Origin of the sequence: Stutzerimonas chloritidismutans (assembly GCF_051486945.1) — a bacterium.
In the GTDB taxonomy this organism is placed as follows: Bacteria; Pseudomonadota; Gammaproteobacteria; order Pseudomonadales; family Pseudomonadaceae; genus Stutzerimonas; species Stutzerimonas chloritidismutans_B.
On record NZ_JAHVDX010000002.1, the window covers coordinates 365,876 to 389,141 of the forward strand.

Here is a 23,266-nt window from a genome sequence, read left to right on the forward strand (position 1 = left end):
CGCCACAAAGAAGCGCCAGTGCCTAGCGATCCCGATCATGTAACCAGCGCAGGGCCAGCCTGCGAGCTTGCGCGTCGGCGGCCAGGATGTCATCAAGGCTGCGAGCCGCCACCGACGCTTCGGTATCTAGTACCCGCTGGATGATACCCGCGATTTCGGTGAAGCGAATCCGCCCATCAAGGAAGGCATCGACCGCTACCTCGTTTGCCGCGTTGAGCATCGCAGGCGCGGTACCACCCACCTCCGCAGCTACGCGCGCGATGCGCAGGCAGGGAAAACGTTCTTCATCTGGCGCCTGGAAATCCAACCGACCGATGCGTAGTAGATCCAGCGCTGACACGCCCGAGTCGATCCGCTCCGGCCAGGCCAGCGCATGCGCAATCGGCGTACGCATATCCGGGTTACCCAACTGAGCCAGCACCGAGCCGTCCACATAGTCGACCATCGAGTGGATTACGCTTTGGGGATGAACCACGACCTCGACCTGTTCGGGACGGGCATCGAAGAGCCAGCAGGCTTCTATCAGCTCCAGCCCCTTGTTCATCATGCTCGCCGAGTCGACGGATATCTTGCGCCCCATAGACCAGTTCGGATGAGCGCAGGCCTGAGCAACCGTTACAGCGTCCAGCTGTTTCAGCGGCAGCTCGCGAAACGGCCCCCCAGACGCAGTCAGCAGAATCCGCCGAACCCCGACACTGGCAAGCCCCTTTTGGTAGCCACCCGGCAAACATTGGAAAATGGCGTTGTGCTCGCTGTCGATAGGCAACAACACCGCGTCGCTCTGGTTCAACGCCTGCATGAACAGGGCGCCAGACATCACCAGCGCCTCTTTATTGGCCAGCAGTACGCGCTTGCCCGCCTCTACCGCCGAGAGCGTCGGTCGCAGCCCCGCCGCGCCGACGATCGCTGCCATGACTGCGTCAGTTTCCGGATGCGCGGCGACTTCGCAGAGCCCGCCCTCGCCCACGAGCACTCGGGTAGCGACGCCATCGCCATCGAGCTGGTGCTGCAGTTCTGCGGCCCGTTCGGCATCGGCGACCACGGCGTAACGCGGCCGATACTTGGTACAGAGCGTGCGCAACTCGGCGATACGATTGAAGGCGGTCAATGCGAAGGCTTGATATCGAGCCGGATGCCGACCAATGACATCCAAGGTACTCAACCCAATCGAACCGGTGGCGCCTAGTACAGTGACCTGTAACGGCCTATTCACCACGATCCCCACCCTGCGAGCCATAACAGGACCGTGAACACAGGCACGGCCGCAGTCAGGCTGTCGATGCGATCCATGACCCCTCCGTGTCCGGGCAGCAATTGACTGCTGTCCTTGATACCCGAACTGCGTTTGAACATGCTTTCGGTAAGGTCGCCAACCACCGAAACCACCACGACCACTGCCGCCCCCATGACAGCCAGGACAAGCTCACGCGCCAACCAATCGCGATAGAACCCTACCACCAGCGTGATCACCAGGCTGGTAATCAATCCGCCGATCATCCCTTCCCAGCTCTTGCCAGGGCTGACTTGGGGCGCCAGTTTGCGACGCCCGAGCGCCTTGCCAGAAAAGTATGCGCCGATGTCCGCAGCCCAAACCAGTACCATGACCGCCACGATCAACCAATTACCTTGCGGCCATTGCTTGAGGAGCAGCAAGGCTTGCCAGGCGGGCAACAGGATCAACAAGCCGATTACCAGGCTACCGCCTCGGCCACCCCAATGGCGCTGACTAGCCGGATAGGTCAGTACAAAAAAGGTCGCGATAAGCCACCAGACCACACTTGCCGACAAGACCCAAGGACCGAGGACTGGAAACTGATAAAGCAGGATCAGCAATACAGCAACCAGCGTAGCGTAGCCAGTCCGCACCGGTTGCGCCTCGAAACCTGCGAGCCGCGCCCATTCCCAGGCGCCTAGCGTCACCACCGCGCCGATGAATAGCGCGAAAGCTGCACCGTCGAGAAGAAAGAATCCGATCAGTGCGATCGGTACGAGCACGGCGGCGGTGATGATGCGCTGCTTCAACATTCTGCTCGGGCCTCGGTCTCGACCTGGTCGCCGGTCTTGCCGAAACGTCGCTGGCGCGTCGCAAAATCGGCGAGAGCGGTCCGCATGGCGTCGTGCTTGAAGTCCGGCCAGAACAGGTCTGAAAAATAGAGTTCGGCATAGGCGAGCTGCCACAGCAAGAAATTGCTGATACGTCGCTCCCCGCCGGTACGGATGCACAAATCTGGCGCCGGCGTATCACCAGTGGCGAGATAGCGCTGGAAAAGCGCCGGGCTTATCTCCTCAGGCTGGAGCCGACCAGCCTGCGCTTCGCGAGCCATGAGTTGCGCCGCTTGGAGGATGTCCCATTGCCCACCATAATTAGCCGCCACCTGGAGAATGAAACGCCCGCTCCCTGCAGTCATTTCCTCGGCCTCGAGCATGGCGGCTTGCAGTTCCGGATGGAAACGGCTGCGGTCACCAATGATGCGCAGGCTAATGTCGTTGTCGTTGAGACGGCGCGCCTCGCGCCTCAGCGCCGAGAGGAACAGCTCCATGAGTGCACCGACCTCGTCGGCCGGGCGCTGCCAGTTCTCACTGGAAAACGCGAATAGCGTGAGGACTTCAACCCCCGCCTCAGCACAGACCTCGATCACCGCCCTGACCGCATCGACACCGGCCTTGTGTCCGGCGACACCGGGCAACAAGCGCCTCTTGGCCCAGCGGTTGTTGCCATCCATGATGATTGCAACATGACGGGGCACATTCCGCCTGGCAATCTGCCTGACCTTATCCATGAAACGACTCTACCTGCGTTCAATCACGCTGCGAACAAAGGGAGGAACTGACGCGGCAGCCCCAGGGGATAGGACTCGATAGCCCCTCGCCTGCCAGAAGCGGCAGGCGCCAACATGAGCGGGACGGACGATGGCCCGACACCAGCTCACACCGCCATCAGGTCGTTTTCCTTGGCTTCTAACGCCTTGTCGATCTCAGCAACATACTTGTCGGTCAGCTTTTGAACGTCATCCTGTGCACGACGTTCCTCGTCTTCGCTGATTTCCTTTTCTTTGACCAGATCTTTCAACTGTGCCAGCGCGTCGCGACGGATATTGCGCACCGCTACTCGAGCGTTCTCGGCTTCGGCGCGTGCCTGCTTGGAGAAGCCCTTGCGCGTCTCCTCGGTCAATGCCGGCATCGGGACCCGGATGGTGGTGCCCGCGGTCGAGGGATTGAGACCAAGGTCGGACGTCATGATGGCCTTCTCGACGGCCTGGATCATGCTGCGGTCGAATACGGTCAGCGCCAGCGTGCGGGAATCCTCGGCAGTCACGTTGGCTACCTGACGAAGCGGTGTGTCCGACCCGTAGTAAGGCACCATGACGTTATCCAGAATGCTTGGATGCGCACGACCAGTGCGGATCTTGGCAAAGGCATGCCCCAGCGACTCCAGGGACTTCTTCATGCGCTCCTGCGCGTCTTGCTTGATCTCATTGATCATTGGTTCGCTTCCTCGATGAGGGTGCCTTCGGCGCCGCCGAGCACAATATTCAGCAGTGCGCCGGGCTTGTTCATGTTGAATACACGCAACGGCATATTGTGATCGCGGCACAGGCAGATCGCCGTCAGATCCATCACGCCGAGCTTGCGGTCGAGCACCTCGTCGTAGCTCAGCTGCTCGAACTTTTCGGCATTGGGATCTTTGAACGGGTCGGCAGTATAGACACCGTCGACCTTTGTGGCCTTCAGTACGACGTCCGCGTGGATCTCGATCGCCCGCAGGCAGGCAGCCGAATCGGTGGTAAAGAAGGGGTTGCCGGTTCCTGCGGAGAAGATCACGACCTCGCCGGTTTTCAGGTGCCGCATGGCCTTGCGACGGTCGTAATGATCCGTCACGCCCACCATGGAGATGGACGACATCACCAGCGCTGGGATGTTGGAGCGCTCCAGCGCATCGCGCATCGCCAGCGCATTCATGACGGTAGCCAGCATCCCCATGTGGTCGCCAGTGACGCGATCCATGCCCGCGGCTGAGAGCGCCGCGCCGCGGAACAGGTTGCCGCCCCCAATGACGAGACCTACCTCGACGCCGATCCCTACCAGTTGGCCCACTTCCAGCGCCATGCGGTCGAGCACCTTCGGATCGATGCCGAAATCTTCCGAACCCATCAGTGCCTCGCCGCTCAATTTGAGCAGGATGCGTTTATAGCGAGGGTTGCGTGCACTCATCTGCTGAGCCATTGGCGTTGTCTCTCCTGCGGCGATTGTATGGCGGCCCGATTGGCCCGCCAGAAAATATCTGCGCTATGACAGCGCAAGCAAGGCTTGGTGCCACGCGATGACGATAACGTGACGAAACTTTCCTTTCTCCATTTCGACGAAGAGGCCGCGCGCGTGAGCGGGCAGCCTCTTCGAGGACAACGGAGCGATCTTACTGCTTGGTGGCGGCGACTTGCGCAGCAACTTCGGCGGCGAAGTCGACTTCGGCACGCTCGATGCCTTCACCTACTTCGAAACGAACGAAAGAGACGATTTCAGCACCGGCCTTCTTCGCGAGATCGCCGACCTTCACGTCGGGATCCTTGACGAAAGGCTGCTCGACCAGGCTGGCCTCGGCCAGGAACTTGCTGATACGACCAGCAACCATCTTCTCGACGATCTCGGCAGGCTTGCCCTTGATCTTATCTTCGTTCAGCGCCATGAAGATTTCCTTCTCCTTGGCGACCGCTTCTTCGGAAACCTGCGACGGCTCGAGGAACTGCGGGTTGCTCGCTGCAACGTGCATGGCGATCTCACGGGCCAGCTCGACGTTGCCGCCCTTCAGCGCAACCAGAACACCAATGCGATGACCATGCAGGTAGGAACCGATCAGATCAGCCTGGACGCTGCTCAGGCGACGAATGTTGACATTCTCGCCGCACTTGGCGACCAGGGCTTCGCGATCCGACTCCTGGGCGGCGATCAGCGGCGCGGCCTCGGTCATGTTTTCAGCGAAGGCCTTTTCGATGCTGGCATTCACGAATGCCTTGAAGTCATCCTGCAGAGCCAGGAAGTCGGTCTGCGAATTGACTTCGATGATCACGGCGCGCGTGTTGTCGTCGGAAACCTTAACGGCGATCGAACCTTCGGCAGCAATGTTGCCGGCCTTCTTGGCGGCCTTGATGGCGCCTGCGGCACGCATGTCATCAATGGCCTTCTCGATGTCACCACCAGCGGCGGTGAGTGCCTTTTTGCAATCCATCATGCCTTGGCCGGTGCGCTCGCGCAGTTCTTTAACCAGGGCTGCAGTGATCTCTGCCATGTTTGCAAATCCTCTCGATTTGGTTATTCGATCTTCACCCAAGTTCGGGGCGAACAATTCGGAAGTGGCAAAAAGGGGGCATAGCCCCCTTCTTGTTCAACGGGTATCAGCCAGGCGACAGCAGCGCTTAGCCTTGAGCAGCCTCGGCTGCAGACTCTTCGACGAACTCATCGGCACCGCCAGCGGTGTTCTGACGGCCACGCAGTACTGCATCGGCCATAGAGCTCAGATAGAGTTGCACAGCACGGATGGCGTCATCATTACCGGGAATGATGTAGTCGACGCCTTCCGGGCTGCTGTTGGTATCGACAACGCCGATGACCGGAATGCCCAGCTTGTTGGCTTCAGAGATCGCGATGCGCTCGTGATCAACATCGATGACGAACATGGCATCAGGCAGGCCGCCCATATCCTTGATACCACCCAGGCTGCGCTCGAGCTTCTCGAGGTCGCGGCTGCGCATCAGCGCTTCTTTCTTGGTCAGCTTGTCAAAGGTGCCATCCTGCGACTGGACTTCCAGATCGCGCAGACGCTTGATCGATGCACGGATGGTCTTGTAGTTGGTCAGCATGCCGCCTAACCAGCGATGGTCGACGTACGGCGAACCGCAACGAGCCGCTTCCTCGCGCACGACCTTGCCAGCAGAACGCTTGGTGCCCACGAACAGAATCTTGTTCTTGCCGGCCGCCAGCTTTTCAACGAAACGCAGAGCGTCGTTGAACATCGGCAGGGTCTGCTCGAGGTTGATGATATGGATCTTGTTACGCGCGCCGAAAATGTACTTGTTCATTTTCGGGTTCCAGTAACGGGTCTGGTGGCCGAAGTGCACACCGGCCTTCAGCATATCGCGCATAGTGACTTGAGACATGGGACTTCCTCGGATAGTCGGGTTAGGCCTCCACGCGTCCCGATATCCAACTCTTACGAGCACCCAGGATACCGTGTCGACACGTGTGTGGGGTTAGGCTCAGGCGGGCAGTCCCGCAGAGCGGCGCGTTTTATAGCACAAAGAGGCGGGCCGGGCTAGCGCGCATTCCATCGAGGCGCGACAACCGGTAACGCACCCCGCCGGGGTCCTGCAGCCTGCAGGGCCCCGGCGCTTTGGTTTATCATCTGGCTCTTCGTTTTTCCGCCTGCGCCTCTTGGCGCCAAGAGGACTGCATGACCGTTTCGATCAAGACCCCCGAAGACATAGAAAAGATGCGCGTCGCCGGCCGCCTCGCCGCCGAGGTACTGGAGATGATCGGCGAGTACGTCAAACCCGGCGTCACCACCGAGGAGCTTGATCGTCGATGCCACGACCACATCGTCAATGTCCAGCAGGCGATACCGGCACCGCTGAACTACAAGGGCTATCCCAAGTCGATCTGCACGTCGATCAACCATGTCGTTTGCCATGGCATTCCAAACGACAAGCCGCTCAAGGACGGCGACATCCTTAATATCGACATCACGGTCATCAAGGACGGCTACCACGGTGACACGAGCAAGATGTTCATTGTCGGCAAGGCGCCGGAATGGGCGGAGCGCCTGTGCAAGATCACTCAGGAGTGCCTCTATAAAGGCATCGAGATCGTCCGCCCAGGCGCGCGTCTCGGCGATATCGGCGAAGTGATCCAGAAGCATGCCGAGAAGAACGGCTTTTCCGTGGTCCGCGAATACTGTGGCCACGGCATCGGCAAGGTTTTCCACGAAGAACCGCAGGTGCTTCACTATGGCCGCGCAGGTACCGGCCTCGAATTGAAGGAAGGCATGACCTTCACCATCGAACCGATGATCAACCAGGGCCGATCCGAGACGCGGCTGCTGGGCGATGGCTGGACCGCGATCACCAAGGACCGCAAGCTTTCCGCACAGTGGGAGCACACCATCGTGGTCACTGCCAACGGCTACGAAATCCTAACCCTGCGCAGCGACGACACCATCGCGCATACCGCACCCTGACGCAGCCATCACCACCTTCTGAAGGGAGACGACCATGCCTCAGGTTGACCCTGAACTGTTCGACCGCAGCCAGTTCCAAGCGGAGCTCGCGCTCAAGGCCAGCCCGATCGCGGCCTTCAAGAAGGTGATTCGACAGGCCCGCGAGGTGCTTGACCAGCGATTCGTTGCGGGGCGCGACATCCGCCGCCTGATCGAGGATCGCGCCTGGTTCGTCGACCAGATTCTTCGCGCGGCATGGGAGCGCTTCGACTGGAGCGCCGATGCTGAAATCGCCTTGGTCGCGGTCGGCGGCTACGGGCGCGGCGAGCTGCACCCCTATTCCGATATCGACCTGCTGATTCTGCTCGACGACAGCGATCACGAAATCTTTCGCGACGCGATCGAAGGCTTCCTAACCCTGCTCTGGGACATTGGGCTCGAAGTCGGCCAGAGCGTGCGCTCGGTCGCTGAATGCGCCGAAGAGGCACGCGCTGACCTAACGGTCGTCACCAACCTGATGGAAAGCCGGACGATTGCCGGCCCGGAGCGCCTGCGCCAAGACATGCTTCGCGTCACCAGCCCGAGCGAGATGTGGCCCAGCAAGGAGTTCTTCCTTGCCAAACGCGAGGAACAGGCGGCGCGTCACGCCAAGTACAACAACACCGAGTACAACCTCGAGCCCAACGTCAAAGGTTCGCCCGGAGGCCTGCGGGACATTCAGACGATTCTCTGGATCGCGCGGCGCCAGTTCGGCAGCCTCAACCTGAGCGCCATCGTCGACCAGGGCTTTCTCACCGAGGGTGAATATGCCCTGTTGGTTTCCAGTCAGGAATTCATCTGGCGCGTTCGCTATGGGCTGCACATGCTCGCTGGACGCGCTGAGGATCGCCTGTTGTTCGACCACCAACGCAGCCTGGCCGCCATGCTTGGCTACGAGGACAGCGACGCGAAGCTGGCCATCGAACGTTTCATGCAGAAGTACTACCGCGTGGTGATGAGCATTTCCGAGCTCAGCGACCTGGTCGGCCAGCATTTTGCCGAGGTGATTCTCTGGGAGGGAGATACCGGCCCCGCTGTGGCGCTCAATAGCCGCTTCCTGATACGTGACGGCTACCTCGAAGTTGCCAACGACTCGGTATTCACGCGCCGCCCATTCGCCATCCTCGAGACCTTCGTGCTACTCGCTCAGCACCCGGACATCCAAGGCGTGCGCGCAGAAACCATTCGCCTGCTGCGCGACCACCGGCATCTGATCGACGACGATTTCCGCAGCGACATACGCAACACCAGCCTTTTCATCGAATTGTTCAAGTGCAAGGAAGGCATCCATCGCAACCTGCGCCGAATGAACCGCTACGGCATTCTCGGCCGCTACCTGCCCGAATTCGGCCACATTGTCGGGCAGATGCAGCACGACCTGTTCCACATCTATACGGTCGACGCCCACACGCTGAACGTCATCAAATACCTGCGCAAACTCAGCAAGCCCGGCGTTGCAGAGAAGTACCCGTTGGCGAGCAAGCTGGTCGAGCGCCTGCCCAAGCCTGAACTGATCTACATTGCGGGCCTCTATCACGACATAGCCAAGGGGCGCGGCGGCGATCACTCCGAACTCGGCGCGGTCGATGCCCAGGCCTTTTGCACACGCCACAAGCTGCCCGCCTGGGATACCCGCCTGGTCGTCTGGCTGGTAGAGAATCACCTGGCGATGTCGACCACCGCCCAGCGTAAGGACCTGTCTGACCCACAGGTCATCAATGACTTCGCGCAACAGGTAGGTGACGAAACGCACCTGGACTACCTCTACGTGCTCACCGTCGCCGATATCAACGCGACCAACCCGACGCTGTGGAATTCGTGGCGCGCCAGTCTGCTGCGCCAGTTGTACACCGAGACCAAGCGCGCCCTGCGCCGCGGCCTGGAAAACCCGCTCGACCGAGAAGAGCAGATCCGCCAGACCCAGCGTGCCGCGCTCGACAACCTGGTGCGCAACGGCACTGATCCCGACGACGCAGAGCAGCTCTGGGCCCAGCTTGGCGACGACTACTTCATGCGCCACAGCTCCACGGACGTCGCCTGGCACACCGAAGCGATCATCGAGCACCCGAGCGACGGTGGTCCGCTGGTGTTGATCAAGGAAACTACGCAGCGAGAATTCGAGGGAGGAACGCAGATATTCATCTACGCGCCCGATCAGCACGACTTCTTCGCCGTGACCGTGGCGGCAATGGACCAACTCAATCTGAACATCCACGACGCCAGAATCATTACCTCGAGCAGCCAGTTCACCCTCGACACCTATATCGTGCTCGACGCCGACGGTAGCCCGATCGGCAACGACCCGAAACGCACCGAGGAAATCCGGCAAGGTCTGATCGACGCCCTCCGCAACCCCGACGACTACCTCACCATCATCCAGAAGCGCGTGCCGCGGCAGCTCAAGCATTTTGCCTTCCCGCCACAGGTGACCATTCACAACGACATGCAGCGCCCGCAGACCATCATTGAAGTCGTTGCGCCCGACCGTCCCGGCCTGCTCGCACGAATCGGCCAACTCTTTCTCGACTTCGACCTGTCGGTGCAGAACGCGAAAATTGCGACCCTTGGCGAACGGGTAGAGGACGTGTTCTTCGTGACCAATGCGGACAACCAGCCGCTGTCGGACCCGCAGCTGTGCATCAAGCTGCAGCAGGCGATGATCAAGCAGCTCTCACAGGAGAATGAGCGGCAACCGTCGCCCAGCAGTATCGTGATCTGAAGCCGGACCGGCGATCAGTCCCAGGGCTTGCCGCGGGTCTTGGCGGTTATCGGCAGTTTTTGCTGCATGGCCGCCTTGGCCAGCACATGGGCGCTAACCGGCGCGGTCAGGAACAGAAATAGCGTGATCAGGACCTCGTGAAAACTCAGCCCCTCGCCCTGATGGCTGAAAAAGATCATCGAGCCGATCACGATTCCCCCGACACCCAGCGTCGTGGCTTTCGTCGGCCCGTGCAGACGGGTAAAGAAATCTGGCAAGCGATAGAGACCAATGGCTCCCACCAACGCAAATGCGCTGCCTACCAGCAGAAACACGCATACCAGCAGTTCGATCCAAAAGGGCATCGCAGGCTCCTTAGTCGATGATATCGCCGTGCAGCAGGTGTTTGCCTACCGCCACGGTACTGACGAAGCCCATCACCGCGATCAGCAGCGCAGCCTCGAAGAACAGGTCAGACGCCAGCCAAATGCCGAACAATACGATCAAGGCCAGCGCGTTTATATAAAGCGTGTCCAGCGCCAGAACCCGGTCGGGCATATCCGGCCCCTGCACCAACCGGATCAGATTGAGCACCGCGGCAGCGCCGATCACGCCCATGCACAGCGGAATTACGAACGCGAGCATTCGAATATCTCCAGCAACGGGGTTTCGTAGCGATCTTTTACATCCGCCACCAGGGTTTCGATATCTGGTGCGTCCAACGCATGAATCAGCAGGACCTTATGGTCAGCGCGCAGCGAAGCCGAGACGGTACCGGGCGTCAGCGAAATGATGCTGGTCAGCACAGCTAGGACGAACGGATGTTCGATGGCCATCGGCACTTCGATGAACGCCGGTTGGAGCTTGCCACGAGGCCCCAGAACCAATTTCGCGACGTGGACATTGGCCACTGCAATGTCATAGAACACCTTCAGCGTGAACCCGCAGAGCTTGAGCGGGCTCCTGACACGTGGCACACGGATCAGAAAGCCGCTCACCAGCAGCGGAATCGCCCAGCCAAGAAATAAGCCAAGCAGCAAATGCCCGACGCTCAAGGTGTTATTGAGCAGCAGCCACAGCAGCGCCAGCAGCAGCGTCAGTGCTGGATTCGGCAGAAACCGCGACCTCATGCGGCACCTCCCTGGTGAATGATCTGCAGATAAGGCGCCAAGTCGAACAACTGGGCCGCGGCGGCCCGCGTATATGCTTGGATAGGCTGAGCAGCGAAGACCATCACCAGGCTGCCGAGCAACAAACCGAACGCCCCCACGACCCGGACCGAGTCGGCAGGCGCGGCTACCGTTGCGGCGTCGCTGGCCCGCCAAAACAACATGCTACCGGCGCGATTGAGCGCGATCAGCATGCCCAGCCCGCCAATCAGAACGACCGGCCAGAGGAAGGCAGCGTCGATACCGAGCGGGACCGCACGCAACAGCATCACCTTACCGACAAAACCCGAAAATGGCGGCAAACCGGCGATCGAAATGGCGGCCCCGAAAAACAGCGCCCCTAGCATCAGCGGTTGGCGCACCGCCGGCGCGGATACAAGTTCGCCGGCGGCATCTCCGCGCTGGCGGGCGATCAGATCGGCCAGCAGGAACAAACCACCCGAGATCAGGGTGCTGTGCAGCAAATAATAGAGCGCCGCGGCGATCCCCTCTTCCGAGCCGAGCGCCACACCAGCGAGCAATGTACCGACTGACACCACGACCAGGTAGGAGAGCATCCCCTGCAGATTCTGTGCGGCCAGCGCACCCAGCACCCCGCCGACAAGCGTCAGCATCGACAACGGCCACAGCCAGTCAAGCACCATGCCATCAAGCGAGCCAGCTTCACTGCCGTAGACCAGCGTGAATACCCGCACAATGGCGTAGATGCCCAGCTTGGTCATGATGGCGAAGAGCGCAGCGACCGGCGCCGTTGCGGACGCGTAAGCGCGAGGCAACCAGAAGTACAGCGGCAGGACAGCTCCCTTAAGCCCGAACACCACGAGTAACAGATAGCCTGCTGCCGCAAGCAGCGGCGCGTCGCCCGGGTCCGCCGCCCCGACGCGGATGGCTAGGTCCGCCATGTTCAGCGTGCCGGTCAGACCATAGAGCATGCTGACGCCGATCAGGAACAGCGAGGAGCCCAGCAGGTTGAGCACGACATAATGAATACCCGCCTGAACACGCCGCGCGCCCTGCCCGTGCAGCAACAGCGCATAGGACGAAATCAGCAGCACTTCGAAGAATACGAACAGGTTGAACAGGTCGCCCGTCAAGAACGCACCATTGATACCCATCAACTGGAACTGGAACAAGGCATGGAAATTAGGCCCACGTTCGTCGTCACCTCGACAGGCGTAGAGCATGGCAAAGCCAGCCAGCAGTGCCGTGACCAGTAGCATCAACGCGCTTAACCGATCCAGCAGCAGCATGATGCCGAACGGAGGCGCCCAATTACCGAGCTGGTAAACGTGGAGCACGCCGGTATCGGCAACGCCCAGCAACCAGAGCGAAAGCGGCACCAGCAACCCGGTGGCGAGCAGCGATACGCCACGCTTGAAAGGAGTGCCGGCACGGTGCATGACCAGCAGCAGGCAACCGGCGAACAGCGGCACCAGGATCGGCAGGATCAAGGCATGGTTCATTCGCGCGGCTCCCGCCCGTCTACATGGTCAGTGCGCAGCTCACCCAGCCCGCGCAGCGCCAGAACCACCACAAAAGCAGTCATGGCAAAACCGATCACGATCGCGGTAAGCACGAGCGCCTGGGGCAGCGGATCGCCGTATTCAGCGCTGCGCCCGATTACCGCAGGCGCACCGGTCGCCAGGCGCCCCATGGCGAAGATGAACAGGTTCACCGCATAAGAGATCAGCGTCAGCCCCATCACCACCGGAAAGATACGCGCCCGCAGCAGCAGGTAGACGCCGCTCGCCATCATCACCCCGAGGGTTATTGCCAGTACGGCTTCCATTACCACACCTCCTTGCAAGACTCGTCCTGGCTGACATGGCCGATGTTCGACAAGATCAGCAGTGTCGCGGCCACAACCGTCAGGTAGACCCCAAGATCGAAAAGCATGGCCGTCGCTAACTCGAACTCTCCTACCAACGGGAGATGGAAGTGGCCAAAGGCGGACGTCAGGAAAGGACGCCCGAACAGCCAGCTACCGAGTCCTGTAAGGCCAGCGATCAGCACACCGACACCCGCTACGGCGTGATAGCTGAGCGGCTGGCGCTGCTGCGCCCAGGTCACGCCATGCGAGATGTATTGTAGGATCAACGCGACCGCAGTGATCAGTCCGGCAATGAAACCACCGCCCGGGAGGTTGTGCCCGCGCAGGAAGATGAACGCCGAAATCAACAGGGCCATGGGCAGCAGTGCTCGCGCCAGGGTGTCGAGCACCATGGGGTGGCGATCAGTCGACCAGAGCCTGCCGCCGTAGTCTCGCACCGGATGCGGCAACCGCAGCTTGTGCAGCAGACCGAAGATGCCGACGGCAGCAATCGCTAGCACGGTGATCTCGCCGAGCGTATCGAAACCACGGAAATCGACCAGGATCACGTTGACCACGTTGGTTCCGCCGCCACCAGAAACGCTGTTGTCGAGGAAGAAGGAGGCGATACTTTCATAGGGCCGCGTCAGCACCGCATACGCCAGTAACGCGATCATGGTGCCAAAGGTGGCTGCCAGGATCAGGTCACGGAAACTGCGCAGGCTGCTCGACTCGACCGGGGTACGGTCGGGCATGAAGAACAGCGCGAGAATCAGCAGGATGATTGTCACAACCTCGACGGACAGCTGGGTCAGTGCCAGATCAGGCGCCGAATAACGCGCGAAGGCCAGCGACACCATCAGGCCGACCACACTGAGCACGATCAATGCCATCAAACGTCGACGATGGAAGATGACGGTCAGCAGCGAGCTCAAGGACAGAACGACCAGTCCGGCGACGGTGAGGCTGTCCAGGGGCGTCGTTTCGATCGGGCCGCGTAGCGCCTGCAGGGGCGTCAGGGCGAAGACCACCAGCACCAACGAGCTGATCAGAACCAGCGCCAGGTAGCGCTGAAGCGAACCGTTTTCCAGCCGCCCGGTGATCCACCGAGCCGTGCCGGCGATCCGGTCGACCACGGCGGCGAACACCTGCAGCGAGTCGACGCGGGGCAGGCCTTCATACCAGCGAAACGCCCATTTACGCATCGAGTAGATCAGAAGGCCGCCAGCCAGGGCGACGAAGCTCATCACCAATGGCAGGTTGAAGCCGTGCCAAATCGCCAGGCTGTAATCCGGCACATTGCCGTTCAAGCTTCCGGAAACCGCAGCGGCAAGCAACGGCGCGACGGTATAGGCAGGCAGCATGCCCACCAGCAGGCAAAGCAGTACGAGAATCTCGACGGGAATCTTCATATAGCGCGCCGGCTCATGCGGCGGATACTTCGGCAGATCCACCGGCTCACCATTGAAGAACACGTCATGTACGAATCGCAGCGAGTATGCAACCGAAAACGCGCTTGCCAAGGTCGCAAGGGCCGGAATGGTCCAGTAGAAACTGCCCAGCAGATGCTGGTCGAGCGTTTCGGCGAAGAACATTTCCTTGCTCAGGAAGCCGTTGAGCAGCGGCACGCCAGCCATCGCCAGCGAGGCCACCATCGCCAGCGCTGCCGTGTGCGGCATGTATTTAAGCATCCCGTTGATGCGCCGCATGTCGCGAGTCCCGGTTTCATGGTCGATGATGCCCGCCGCCATGAACAAGGACGCCTTGAACGTTGCGTGATTAATGATGTGGAAGATCGCCGCCACCGCCCCCATGGGGGAGTCGAGGCCGAACAGCAAAGTGATCAGGCCCAGGTGACTGATCGTCGAGTACGCTAGCAGGCCCTTGAGATCATGCTGGAAGAGTGCCATCACAGCGCCAATCAATAGCGTCGCCAGGCCTGTGAGGCTGACCAGGTAGAACCACCACTCGGAATCCGATAGCGCTGGGTACAAGCGGGCCAGCAGAAACACGCCCGCCTTGACCATAGTGGCCGAGTGCAGGAAGGCTGAGACTGGGGTCGGCGCCGCCATGGCCTGTGGCAGCCAGAAGTGGAACGGGAACTGCGCCGACTTCGTGAAGACGCCCAGCAGCACGAGGATCAAGGTCAGAGGGTAAAGCCCATGGGCGCGAATCTGATCACCAGACGCAAGCACCGTGGTCAACTCGAAGCTACCGGTTATATGACCGATCAGCAGGATACCAGCGAGCAGCGCGAGCCCGCCGCCGCCGGTGACCGTGAGCGCCATGCGCGCGCCCTGGCGTGCATCCGAGCGGTGACTCCAAAAGCCGATCAGCAGGAACGACGACAGGCTGGTCAACTCCCAGAACATGAGCATCAGCAGGAGGTTCTCGGACAACACCACGCCGAGCATTGCCCCCATGAACATCAGGAAGTAACCGTAGAACCGCCCGATGGGCTCTTGTTTGCCGAGGTAGTACCGCGCGTACAGGATGACGAGGAGCCCAATGCCCAGGATCAGCAGCGCGAACAGGAACCCCAAGCCGTCGAGCCGGAGGCTAAAGTTGAGACCGAGATCTGGCAACCAGGGCAACGAGACCATCAGCGGCTCGCCAGCGAACACCTCGGCACGCTTTGAAAGCAGCAGCACGAGCGCCGCGAGCGGTGCCAGCCCGGCGCCAAACGCACAAGCCGAGCGCCCGAAGCGTTCGAACAGCAGCGGCAGGCATATCCCGAGAAATGGCAGAGCGATGATAAGCGCGAGCGCCATGTGCGAAGACCCCTTATGCCGCGTCAGTGCACGGCGTTTATATCCCTAGCTCGACCAGACTTCAGCCCGAAGCGGCATGGCAATGTGCGCCGATTATCCATAACGACGGCGCTATCGTCATGGATTCATGTATTTCGAAAAACAAATGGCGCGCTCTAACACGCGGCTGGGTGCGGCGGACGGCACCCGGAGTAGCGCTGTTCGCCAGCGCCTACGCGTCGAGCGAGCCGACCGGCAGGCGCTAACGGCTGCCGGATGCTCGCTGTGGCAACCCCGTCGCTATGGGGCGACGCGGCTCGTCCCGTTGACCGTCATGATCCGCACACGCTGGCCGACCTGAAACACCTGATTCGGCTCGACTTCCTGGACGTAGGCACGCATGTTGCCGTCATCCTCGCGAACAGTGATCTCAACCCCTTGGGCTCGGGTAATTCCCTCCTCGGCCGCCGATCCAAGCATGCCACCTGCCACGGCGCCAATCACCGCAGCCACGGCGCTACCGCGGCCACCGCCCACCCCGCTTCCGGCAATGCCGCCGACCACGGCGCCGGCGCCAGTGCCAATGGGTGTCTTGGTACCTTCGAGCTTGACCGGGCGCAACGACTCGATGGTGCCGTAGCGAACGGTCTGCACCTGCCGTGCTTCGTCGCGCGAATAGGAATCGCCCGTAAGATTGGAAGTACAGCCGCCAAGCACCAACGCTACGGCTGCAAAGGAAGCGACAAGAATCGAGTTGCGCATGGTTAGTCTCCTGGGGAACGAATTCATCCCGAGCGTCTGAAGTCATGACTGCGGCGATACAGCGCTTGGCTTTCGCCCCAAGCTGACCGAGCATTCATGGATAGGACCGTACTTTACCCGAGCCTATCCCAAAGCGCCTGTGCACGGGATGGACCGTCGACAACGCGAGGTTGCGCAAATTGGACTACTTCATCATTGCCGTCACCACGCTCGCCGGCCTGGCGTTCCACGCTTGGCTGTTCGTGCGGTTCCGGCGGTGGGCTGATCGAGACTTGGCGCTGGCGTTAGCGGGCGAAGACCCGGGCCGTCGCGAATGGGCGTTGCAGCGCCTGGCGGCGGCGCGAGAATCGAACGTCAAGCGACGCGACTTGCAGCCCTGGCTGGAGCGAGAACTGGAGCGCTACGACACCCGCAGGGAACAGGCAGAGGCCAGTCCCCCGCCCCAGGCATGAAACATCAGGGGGCGAGCCGCTCGCGACGCCAATTAGCAGCAACGCGCCGATAGTTCAGGCGGTCGTGCAAACGACTCGGCCGGCCCTGCCAAAATTCGATTCGTTCCGGCAACAGGCGATAGCCGCCCCAGTGCGGCGGACAGGATGGCGCTTCGTTGAGAAACCGTCGCTCGGTTTCGGCAAGTAGCCGCTCCAGCTCGGCGCGATCACGGATGACACGGCTCTGAGGCGATGCCCAGGCCCCGAGCCGGCTGCCTAACGGGCGAACCTGGAAATAGGCGTTGGATTCTTCCGCGCTGACTTTTTCCACACGACCTTCAATACGCACCTGCCGCTCGAGCGTAGGCCAGAAGAAGGTCATGGCGGCGAAGGGACAGGCCTCCAGCTGTTCGGCCTTGGCGCTGTCATAGTTACTGAAGAAGGTGAAGCCTCGTTCGTCCAGCGCCTTGAGCAACAGCACGCGGCAATGCGGCCGGCCCTCGGCGTCCACGGTAGCGAGCGTCATGGCGTTGGGTTCAACGGGTAGCTGTTCGGTCTTGACGGCTTCGTCGAACCACTGACGAAACAGGGCGAAGGGGTCTTCGGGCGCGTGGGCTTCGCTGAGGCCCTCTCGGGTGTAGTCACGGCGCATATCGGCCAGGGTCTGGGTCATCGCAAGCCTCCTCGTTCAGGTCGAAACCTAAGCTTATCGGGTTTGCCGCCATGCCTCGCTTGATTCAACGCAACACTAGTCCACACATAAGGGCGCGACGCTACCGGCTCACTTCGCCGTGGTCACTTCTGCGGCTGCCACGCGCGTCGGCTCGGCAGTCGGCTCGTTGTACTGGGCGATCAGCGCCAATAGTGTGGTCTGTGGCGCAAGCAGCATCTCGACCCTTCGGTTCAGTGCCCGCCCCGCGGCGTCATCATTGGATGCGCGCGGCAGATCCGAACCCAGCCCGCGAATACGTAGCCTGTCATGCTTCAAACCACTGAGGCGAAAAATGGCCGCCACTGCCCCGGCGCGCTTGCGGCTCACCTCTCGATTAATTTCCGCCGAACCTGTGCTGTCGGCGTGGCCCAGCACCACCACAGCCGTCTTCTGGTCACCCTCGACCAGTTTCGCCACGCGGGTGATTGGCCCGAGCGTCACCGGCAGCAACATGCCGGGCCGATCCGGGTTGAACGATGAGTCCACAGGTGCGGTGACGACCAGCATGCCATCGCGGCGGGTGACCTCGAAGCTGCTTTCCTTCAGGGCATCACGGAGACGGGGTTCGTAATCATCGAGCCACGCGGGGTCAACCACGGGTTCAGGCACAACTGCGACCTCTTCAGCCGGTTTCTTGCTATCCGAACTGCAGCCGGCAACGACCAGACAAAGGATCAACGAGGCGCTTTTCAGCAGATTCATGTGCCAGCTTCCGTGAATTGGGGTTTGCGAATACAAAGCCGCGAAGGGTAAGACGCAGCTTAATGCAAGGTTTTGTCTGAGATTGTGGACGCAGGTCATTGTTATGAAAAGTCTCGGCGCGCCGAGTAGACGAGCGGTTCACCCCAGACACGCCCTGACGGTACGGGCGAGCGTCTGGGCACGAGGGTCCATCAATACATAGGGCCCCATGGTGTTGGTCACGAAACCGAACGCCAATTCGCGATCAGGATCAGCAAAACCGATGCTGCCGCCCGCGCCAGGGTGACCAAAAGCCCGCGCGCCCATGCCAAAGGTAGCGTTCGCGACGCCCGGCAAGTCCAGCCAGCACCCGAGGGCAAAGCGCGTCAGGGTAAGCAACGTGCGATCCTCACCCACGCTATGCTCACGCGTCATCTCGGTCAGCAAGGCGGCATCCAATAGCTCGCCACGCAACAGGCCGTCGTAGAAGCCTGCCAGAGCGCGGGCATTGCCGTGTCCATTGGCTGCGGGCTGGCTCATGCGTCGCCATTCCGGCTTGTTGCCGCTGGTCATGATTGAAGGCGGATTGCCGAACGCCCGGGCACTCAGCGCTTGCGGGTCACCCGTCATGGCGCGAAAAAGCCGCTGCGCCGCAGCATCGCCAAAGTTGTTCTTTTGCCGCGTCAGGTAACCCACGCGCTCAAACTCGGCGTCCGGCAGTCCGAGATGGAAATCCAGCCCCAACGGGCGGGCGGTACGGTTTACGATCGCTTCGCCCGGCTCGCGGCCATCGGCGCGACGGATCACATCACCCAACAACCAACCATAGGTAATCGCCGCGTAGCCATGCCCATCACCAGGCGTCCACCAGGGGCGCTCAGCGGCAAGGGCTGAGGTCATGGTGTCCCATTCATACAACGCCTCCGGCGGCAGCGACCGCCGAACCGCTGGGAGGCCTGCCTGATGGCAAAGCAACTGGCGCAGGGTAATTGCAGATTTGCCGTTCGCGGCGAACTCCGGCCATAGCCGAGCCACAGGCTCATCGAGCTGCAGCTTGCCTTCACCGACCAGCTGCATGGCTGCCACCGCAGTGAACGTCTTGGTGCAAGAGAAGAGATTGACGAGGGTATCGCTCTGCCAGGCTTGCTCGCCGGCGTTATCCGCGACACCGGCCCAGAGGTCGATGACGGTTTCCCCGCCAATCTTCACGCACAACGCGGCGCCCCGCTGCTGCCCTTCATGAAAAAGTGCATCGAAGGCGTCTCGGACTGCCTCGAAGCGAAGGTCGAAAAAGCCTTGAATCTGCACGCTGCACCCCGATCAATATGGAAACGCCGGCCATTGTCGTCGCCCTAACGCCCGGATGGAATGGTCGATTGCCATCAATCCGGCCTCGATCCTGTTAGCGCCGCCTCACGCTCAGTGAATCTCTCGTCGAAAGGGCGGCAATGCGTTGAGGATCGCCTTGCCATACCGCTGGGTCACGACCCGGCGATCAAGCAACGTGATGGTGCCGCGGTCTTCTTCGGTACGCAGTAGGCGGCCGCAAGCCTGTACGAGGCGCAACGATGCGTCCGGCACGGCGATTTCCATGAATGGGTTCCCACCGCGCGCTTCGATCCACTCGGCAAGCGCGGCTTCGACCGGGTCATCCGGAACGGCGAACGGAATCTTGGCAATCACCACGTGCTCGCAATAACGGCCCGGTAGGTCCACGCCTTCGGCAAAGCTCGCCAAACCGAAGAGCACGCTAGATTCACCGTCGTCCACCCGCGCTTTGTGCTTGTTCAGCGTTTCCTGCTTGGACAGATTCCCTTGAATCAGCACGCGACGGCGCCAGTCCCGCTCGAGGCCGTCGAAGACGTCCTGCATCTGGCGGCGTGAGGAAAACAGCACCAGCGTCCCCCGAGACCCTTCGACCAGCGCGGGCAGCTCGCGGACGATGGCAGCGGTGTGCGCCGCCGCATCGCGCGGGTCGGCTTTCAGGTCCGGCACTTGCAATATGCCGGCGTCAGCATGATGAAACGGGCTCGGCACCACTGCTGTGACAGCACTACGAGGCAGGCCGGCGCGCATGCGGTAGCGGTCAAAGCTGTTCAGCGCGGTCAGGGTTGCGGAAGTCACCAGCGCCCCGTAGCAGACGTTCCAAAGGTTGCGGCGCAACGTCTCGGCGGCAAGGATCGGGCTCGCATTGACTTCGATGTCGAATAGCGCACCGCCGTCGGCGAGCGTCAGCCAACGGGCCATGGGCGGGCTGCCCTCGGGGTCGTCGACCGTGAAGGCGGTCCACAGCTCCCAGTTGCCCTGCGCGCGAGTCAGCAGACTGCCGAAGAGCGGGTACCACTCCTCGGCTTGATGACTGGCGATGCCGACACTCGCCTCACCATCCATCGCTTCCTTGAGCAGTTCAGCCAGCCGGGTGAACAGATCCGTCAGCTTGGCGAAGCCTTTCTTCAACTCAAGCCCAAGCTCCACCAGATGCTCCGGAACCACGCCACCGGCGAAGCGATGACGAGGCCGTTCACGCCCTTCCATGTCCTCCCCTGCGCGGAAGTCGGCAACCTGCTCGCAGGCAGTGAACATGAACTGTTGCTGGGTGCGCAGTTCACGGGCAATTTCCGGGACCGCCTCGACCAGCCGCCCCAGGTCGCCCGGTAAGGGATGCTGAGCGAGCAGTTTCGTGAGGTTCTTCTCGACCTGCCCGAGCCAATCGGCGGTCGAACGCAGGCGGGTGAAATGGGCGAAATGGCCGATGGCCTTGTCGGGCAGGTGGTGCCCTTCGTCGAAGACATAGAGCGTGTCGCGCGGGTCTGGTAGCACCGCACCGCCGCCAAGCGCCAAATCAGCGAGCACCATGTCGTGATTGGTCACGATCACGTCCACCTTGGTCATGCCTTCGCGCGCTTTGTAGAACGCGCACTGCTGGAAGTTGGGGCAATGGCGGCCGGTGCACTGGCTGTGATCGGTGGTGAGCTGGCTCCAGTCCGTGTCGGCCAACTCTTCTGGCCAGGTGTCGCGATCGCCGTCCCAGCGATTGCCGGCAAGCCTTTCGATCATGCTGCCGAAGAGCTTCTGGCTGCGCTCGTCCACGTCGATGCGAAAGCCCTCTTCCTCGAACAGCTGCGCGGTGGCGCTTTGTGCCTGACCTTCCTGGAGCAGTACATCGAGCTTGGACAGGCAAAGGTAGCGACCTCGCCCCTTGGCCAGTGAAAACGAGAAGTCCAACCCGCTGTTGCGCATCAGGTCAGGCAGATCCTTGTGCACGATCTGCTCTTGCAGCGCTACTGTCGCGGTCGCGATCACCAGGCGCTTGCCCGCCGCCTTGGCGGTAGGAATCGCCGCCAGGCTATATGCAACCGTCTTACCGGTACCGGTGCCCGCCTCCACCGCAACGACCGCAGGTTCGCCCTCACGGCGCCCCTCGTCATCAGTCGCGATGGCGCCCAAAACTTTCGCGACCTCCGCGATCATCAGGCGCTGACCATAACGAGGCTTCAGCCCCTTGGCCTCGAGGAATCGGGAGTAGGCGCCCTGGATCTGGGTCTTGAGTTCGGTACTAAGCATGAGCGCGAGGCTGTATAAATCTTCAGTATTTTGATCGGGCGGCTATCATAACGCGCCATCCCCCAACCGCCACCGGAGATTTTTTCCATGACCCCATACGCGCTGCTGTATGCGTTGCACGTCCTGACCGCCATGATCTGGGTAGGCGGAATGTTCTTCGCGTGGATGGTGCTGCGACCGGCCGCCGCCGCCCACCTGCAACCGCCTGAGCGGCTCACACTCTGGGCCGGCGTGTTCAGGCGATTTTTTGTCTGGGTATGGATCGCGGTACTGATATTGCCGATCAGCGGTTTCGGCATCTGGCACATGCGCTTCGCCAGCCTGGATGCCGCGCCGCGTTATGTACAGGTGATGGCAGGACTGTACCTGGTCATGCTGGCGCTGTTCCTGCGCATCCAGCTGCTGCAGCTACCGGAACTTAAGCGCGCCATCGATGCGCAGAAGTCGTCTGAAGGCGGGGCGGCGCTAGGGCGCATTCGCCAAATGGTCGCCGTTAATCTAGTGCTGGGGTTTATCGTCGTGGCGCTGGCGAGCGCCCGGCCGCTGTTCTAATGCTCAGCGATACAAAGCCGGGCATGACCAGCGGTGCGATACCGGCTGCGACGCTCGGTACCGCACATGCTCACACCCGAACTGACGTTCCCGCTATCAGGGGCGCGCTTCGACTTCCGCCTCTACGCGACGGTTGATGGCGCGGCCTTCTTCGGTAGCGTTATCGGCTACCGGGCGGGACTCACCATAGCCAACCGAATCGACCCGGCTGCCTTCCAATCCGTACTGGTTCACCAGAACGTCACGTACGGCGTTGGCGCGACGCTCCGACAGGCGTTGGTTGTACGCGTCAGTGCCAACGGAGTCGGTGTGTCCTTCGACGACGGTGGTGGTTTGCCCGTACTGCTTCATGAAGTCAGCCAGGTCACGGATGTCGTCCATGCTGTCTTGCTTGACCTCGGCTCGGTCGAAATCGAACTTGACGTCCAGCTCGACACGAACGGGCTCAGCAGCCGGTTCCAGTTCCGAAGCAACAGGCGCGGGTTCAGGCTGGACGGTTTCTACCATTGCGACCGTTTCCTGCTCGGTCCCGTTAGCCCAGCAATACGCTGCTGCCATGCCCCCGCCGATCAGGGCCCCGTACCCTGTATAGGTGCTGCTCTCGATGGCCCCAAGGGCGGCACCGGTTACACCGCCAACAGCCGCACAGGTGGGCCAATCCTCTTTTTGCACCCCTGCACAGCCGGCCAGGACGGTGGTCATTACAATCACGGGTACTGCTGTCCGTACGCTACTCATCGGTAAAGCCTCCTGATATGGGATCGGCCAGAGCGCCATGCGGGCAGGCATAAGCAGCTCCAGTTATAACGAGACTAGGCCGGCATGCGCCGCCGCGCTAGTCTTGACGCTTTGACAGGCGCATCGAGCAGCGTATCCGCACCCGTCGACACC

23 protein-coding genes are annotated in these 23,266 nt (G+C 61.3%); 4 read left to right on the forward strand and 19 right to left on the reverse strand.

Annotated features, from left to right (window positions below; all coding sequences use genetic code 11):
* Nucleotides 1–22: 22 nt before the first annotated feature.
* The 7 genes from ispC to rpsB all read right to left on the reverse strand — a co-directional run bounded on the left by ispC (nt 23) and on the right by rpsB (nt 6,152).
* Entirely contained in the window at nt 23–1,213 is a 1,191-nt protein-coding gene (gene ispC / locus KXR72_RS08770; RefSeq protein ID WP_437420722.1) for a 1-deoxy-D-xylulose-5-phosphate reductoisomerase, read from the reverse strand.
* Entirely contained in the window at nt 1,210–2,025 is an 816-nt protein-coding gene (locus KXR72_RS08775; protein ID WP_437420723.1) for a phosphatidate cytidylyltransferase, read from the reverse strand. Before KXR72_RS08775 ends, ispC begins: the two co-directional genes overlap by 4 nt.
* The gene (uppS, locus tag KXR72_RS08780) at nt 2,019–2,780 is read right to left on the reverse strand and encodes a polyprenyl diphosphate synthase (RefSeq protein ID WP_437420724.1); all 762 of its coding nucleotides are present in this window, start codon (nt 2,778–2,780) and stop codon (nt 2,019–2,021) included. Before uppS ends, KXR72_RS08775 begins: the two co-directional genes overlap by 7 nt.
* A gap of 146 nt (nt 2,781–2,926) precedes the next feature.
* Nucleotides 2,927–3,484, reverse strand: coding sequence for a ribosome recycling factor (gene frr, locus KXR72_RS08785; protein ID WP_437420725.1), 558 nt, complete (start codon nt 3,482–3,484; stop codon nt 2,927–2,929).
* Nucleotides 3,481–4,224 (reverse strand): UMP kinase, encoded by a 744-nt coding sequence (gene pyrH / locus KXR72_RS08790; protein ID WP_437420726.1) that lies wholly within the window; start codon nt 4,222–4,224, stop codon nt 3,481–3,483. Before pyrH ends, frr begins: the two co-directional genes overlap by 4 nt.
* Nucleotides 4,225–4,414: 190 nt before the next feature.
* Complete coding sequence (tsf, locus tag KXR72_RS08795) at nt 4,415–5,284, reverse strand: translation elongation factor Ts (protein ID WP_437420727.1); 870 nt, start codon at nt 5,282–5,284, stop codon at nt 4,415–4,417.
* A 127-nt stretch (nt 5,285–5,411) separates the two neighbouring features.
* Nucleotides 5,412–6,152, reverse strand: coding sequence for a 30S ribosomal protein S2 (gene rpsB, locus KXR72_RS08800; protein WP_437420728.1), 741 nt, complete (start codon nt 6,150–6,152; stop codon nt 5,412–5,414).
* A gap of 293 nt (nt 6,153–6,445) precedes the next feature.
* On the opposite strand from rpsB, the gene map reads away from it, so the two are divergent.
* Together map and KXR72_RS08810 are read left to right on the forward strand one after the other, a co-directional pair.
* Nucleotides 6,446–7,228, forward strand: coding sequence for a type I methionyl aminopeptidase (gene map, locus KXR72_RS08805; protein WP_437420729.1), 783 nt, complete (start codon nt 6,446–6,448; stop codon nt 7,226–7,228).
* 34 nt (nt 7,229–7,262) lie between these two features.
* Nucleotides 7,263–9,965 carry a [protein-PII] uridylyltransferase gene (locus KXR72_RS08810; protein ID WP_437420730.1) on the forward strand — a complete coding sequence of 901 codons (2,703 nt, stop codon included), beginning with the start codon at nt 7,263–7,265 and terminating at the stop codon, nt 9,963–9,965.
* A 14-nt stretch (nt 9,966–9,979) separates the two neighbouring features.
* On the opposite strand, the gene KXR72_RS08815 is transcribed toward KXR72_RS08810, so the two are convergent.
* The 7 genes from KXR72_RS08815 to KXR72_RS08845 form a co-directional block, all read right to left on the reverse strand.
* Complete coding sequence (locus tag KXR72_RS08815) at nt 9,980–10,309, reverse strand: Na+/H+ antiporter subunit G (protein ID WP_437420731.1); 330 nt, start codon at nt 10,307–10,309, stop codon at nt 9,980–9,982.
* Nucleotides 10,310–10,319: 10 nt separating this feature from the next.
* Nucleotides 10,320–10,589, reverse strand: coding sequence for a K+/H+ antiporter subunit F (locus tag KXR72_RS08820; protein WP_437420732.1), 270 nt, complete (start codon nt 10,587–10,589; stop codon nt 10,320–10,322).
* Nucleotides 10,574–11,074 (reverse strand): Na+/H+ antiporter subunit E, encoded by a 501-nt coding sequence (locus tag KXR72_RS08825; RefSeq protein ID WP_437420733.1) that lies wholly within the window; start codon nt 11,072–11,074, stop codon nt 10,574–10,576. The genes KXR72_RS08820 and KXR72_RS08825 overlap by 16 nt, the downstream gene beginning before the upstream one ends.
* Nucleotides 11,071–12,576, reverse strand: coding sequence for a monovalent cation/H+ antiporter subunit D (locus KXR72_RS08830; protein ID WP_437420734.1), 1,506 nt, complete (start codon nt 12,574–12,576; stop codon nt 11,071–11,073). The genes KXR72_RS08825 and KXR72_RS08830 overlap by 4 nt, the downstream gene beginning before the upstream one ends.
* Entirely contained in the window at nt 12,573–12,902 is a 330-nt protein-coding gene (locus KXR72_RS08835; RefSeq protein ID WP_437420735.1) for a Na+/H+ antiporter subunit C, read from the reverse strand. Before KXR72_RS08835 ends, KXR72_RS08830 begins: the two co-directional genes overlap by 4 nt.
* Nucleotides 12,902–15,694: a monovalent cation/H+ antiporter subunit A gene (locus tag KXR72_RS08840; RefSeq protein ID WP_437420736.1), complete on the reverse strand. Its 2,793-nt coding sequence runs from the start codon at nt 15,692–15,694 to the stop codon at nt 12,902–12,904. The genes KXR72_RS08835 and KXR72_RS08840 overlap by 1 nt, the downstream gene beginning before the upstream one ends.
* Before the next feature lie 279 nt (nt 15,695–15,973).
* Complete coding sequence (locus tag KXR72_RS08845; RefSeq protein WP_437420737.1) at nt 15,974–16,435, reverse strand: glycine zipper 2TM domain-containing protein; 462 nt, start codon at nt 16,433–16,435, stop codon at nt 15,974–15,976.
* Between the two features lie 179 nt (nt 16,436–16,614).
* Between KXR72_RS08845 and KXR72_RS08850 the strand changes: the two genes are divergently transcribed.
* Complete coding sequence (locus tag KXR72_RS08850) at nt 16,615–16,887, forward strand: hypothetical protein (protein ID WP_437420738.1); 273 nt, start codon at nt 16,615–16,617, stop codon at nt 16,885–16,887.
* 4 nt (nt 16,888–16,891) lie between these two features.
* Here the strand turns inward: KXR72_RS08850 and pdxH are convergent, their stop codons facing one another.
* From pdxH to dinG, 4 genes are all read right to left on the reverse strand, one after another.
* A complete protein-coding gene (pdxH, locus tag KXR72_RS08855; RefSeq protein ID WP_437420739.1) occupies nt 16,892–17,539 on the reverse strand; it encodes a pyridoxamine 5'-phosphate oxidase in 648 nt (215 codons plus the stop codon).
* Between the two features lie 108 nt (nt 17,540–17,647).
* Entirely contained in the window at nt 17,648–18,280 is a 633-nt protein-coding gene (locus tag KXR72_RS08860; RefSeq protein ID WP_437420740.1) for an OmpA family protein, read from the reverse strand.
* A 138-nt stretch (nt 18,281–18,418) separates the two neighbouring features.
* Nucleotides 18,419–19,567 (reverse strand): serine hydrolase domain-containing protein, encoded by a 1,149-nt coding sequence (locus KXR72_RS08865; RefSeq protein WP_437420741.1) that lies wholly within the window; start codon nt 19,565–19,567, stop codon nt 18,419–18,421.
* 111 nt (nt 19,568–19,678) lie between these two features.
* Nucleotides 19,679–21,823, reverse strand: coding sequence for an ATP-dependent DNA helicase DinG (gene dinG, locus KXR72_RS08870; protein WP_437420742.1), 2,145 nt, complete (start codon nt 21,821–21,823; stop codon nt 19,679–19,681).
* 87 nt (nt 21,824–21,910) lie between these two features.
* Here dinG and KXR72_RS08875 point away from each other — a divergent pair, with 87 nt between their 5' ends.
* Complete coding sequence (locus tag KXR72_RS08875; protein WP_437420743.1) at nt 21,911–22,375, forward strand: CopD family protein; 465 nt, start codon at nt 21,911–21,913, stop codon at nt 22,373–22,375.
* A gap of 96 nt (nt 22,376–22,471) precedes the next feature.
* On the opposite strand, the gene KXR72_RS08880 is transcribed toward KXR72_RS08875, so the two are convergent.
* Entirely contained in the window at nt 22,472–23,077 is a 606-nt protein-coding gene (locus KXR72_RS08880) for an OmpA family protein (protein WP_437420744.1), read from the reverse strand.
* Between the last annotated feature and the right edge of the window lie 189 nt (nt 23,078–23,266).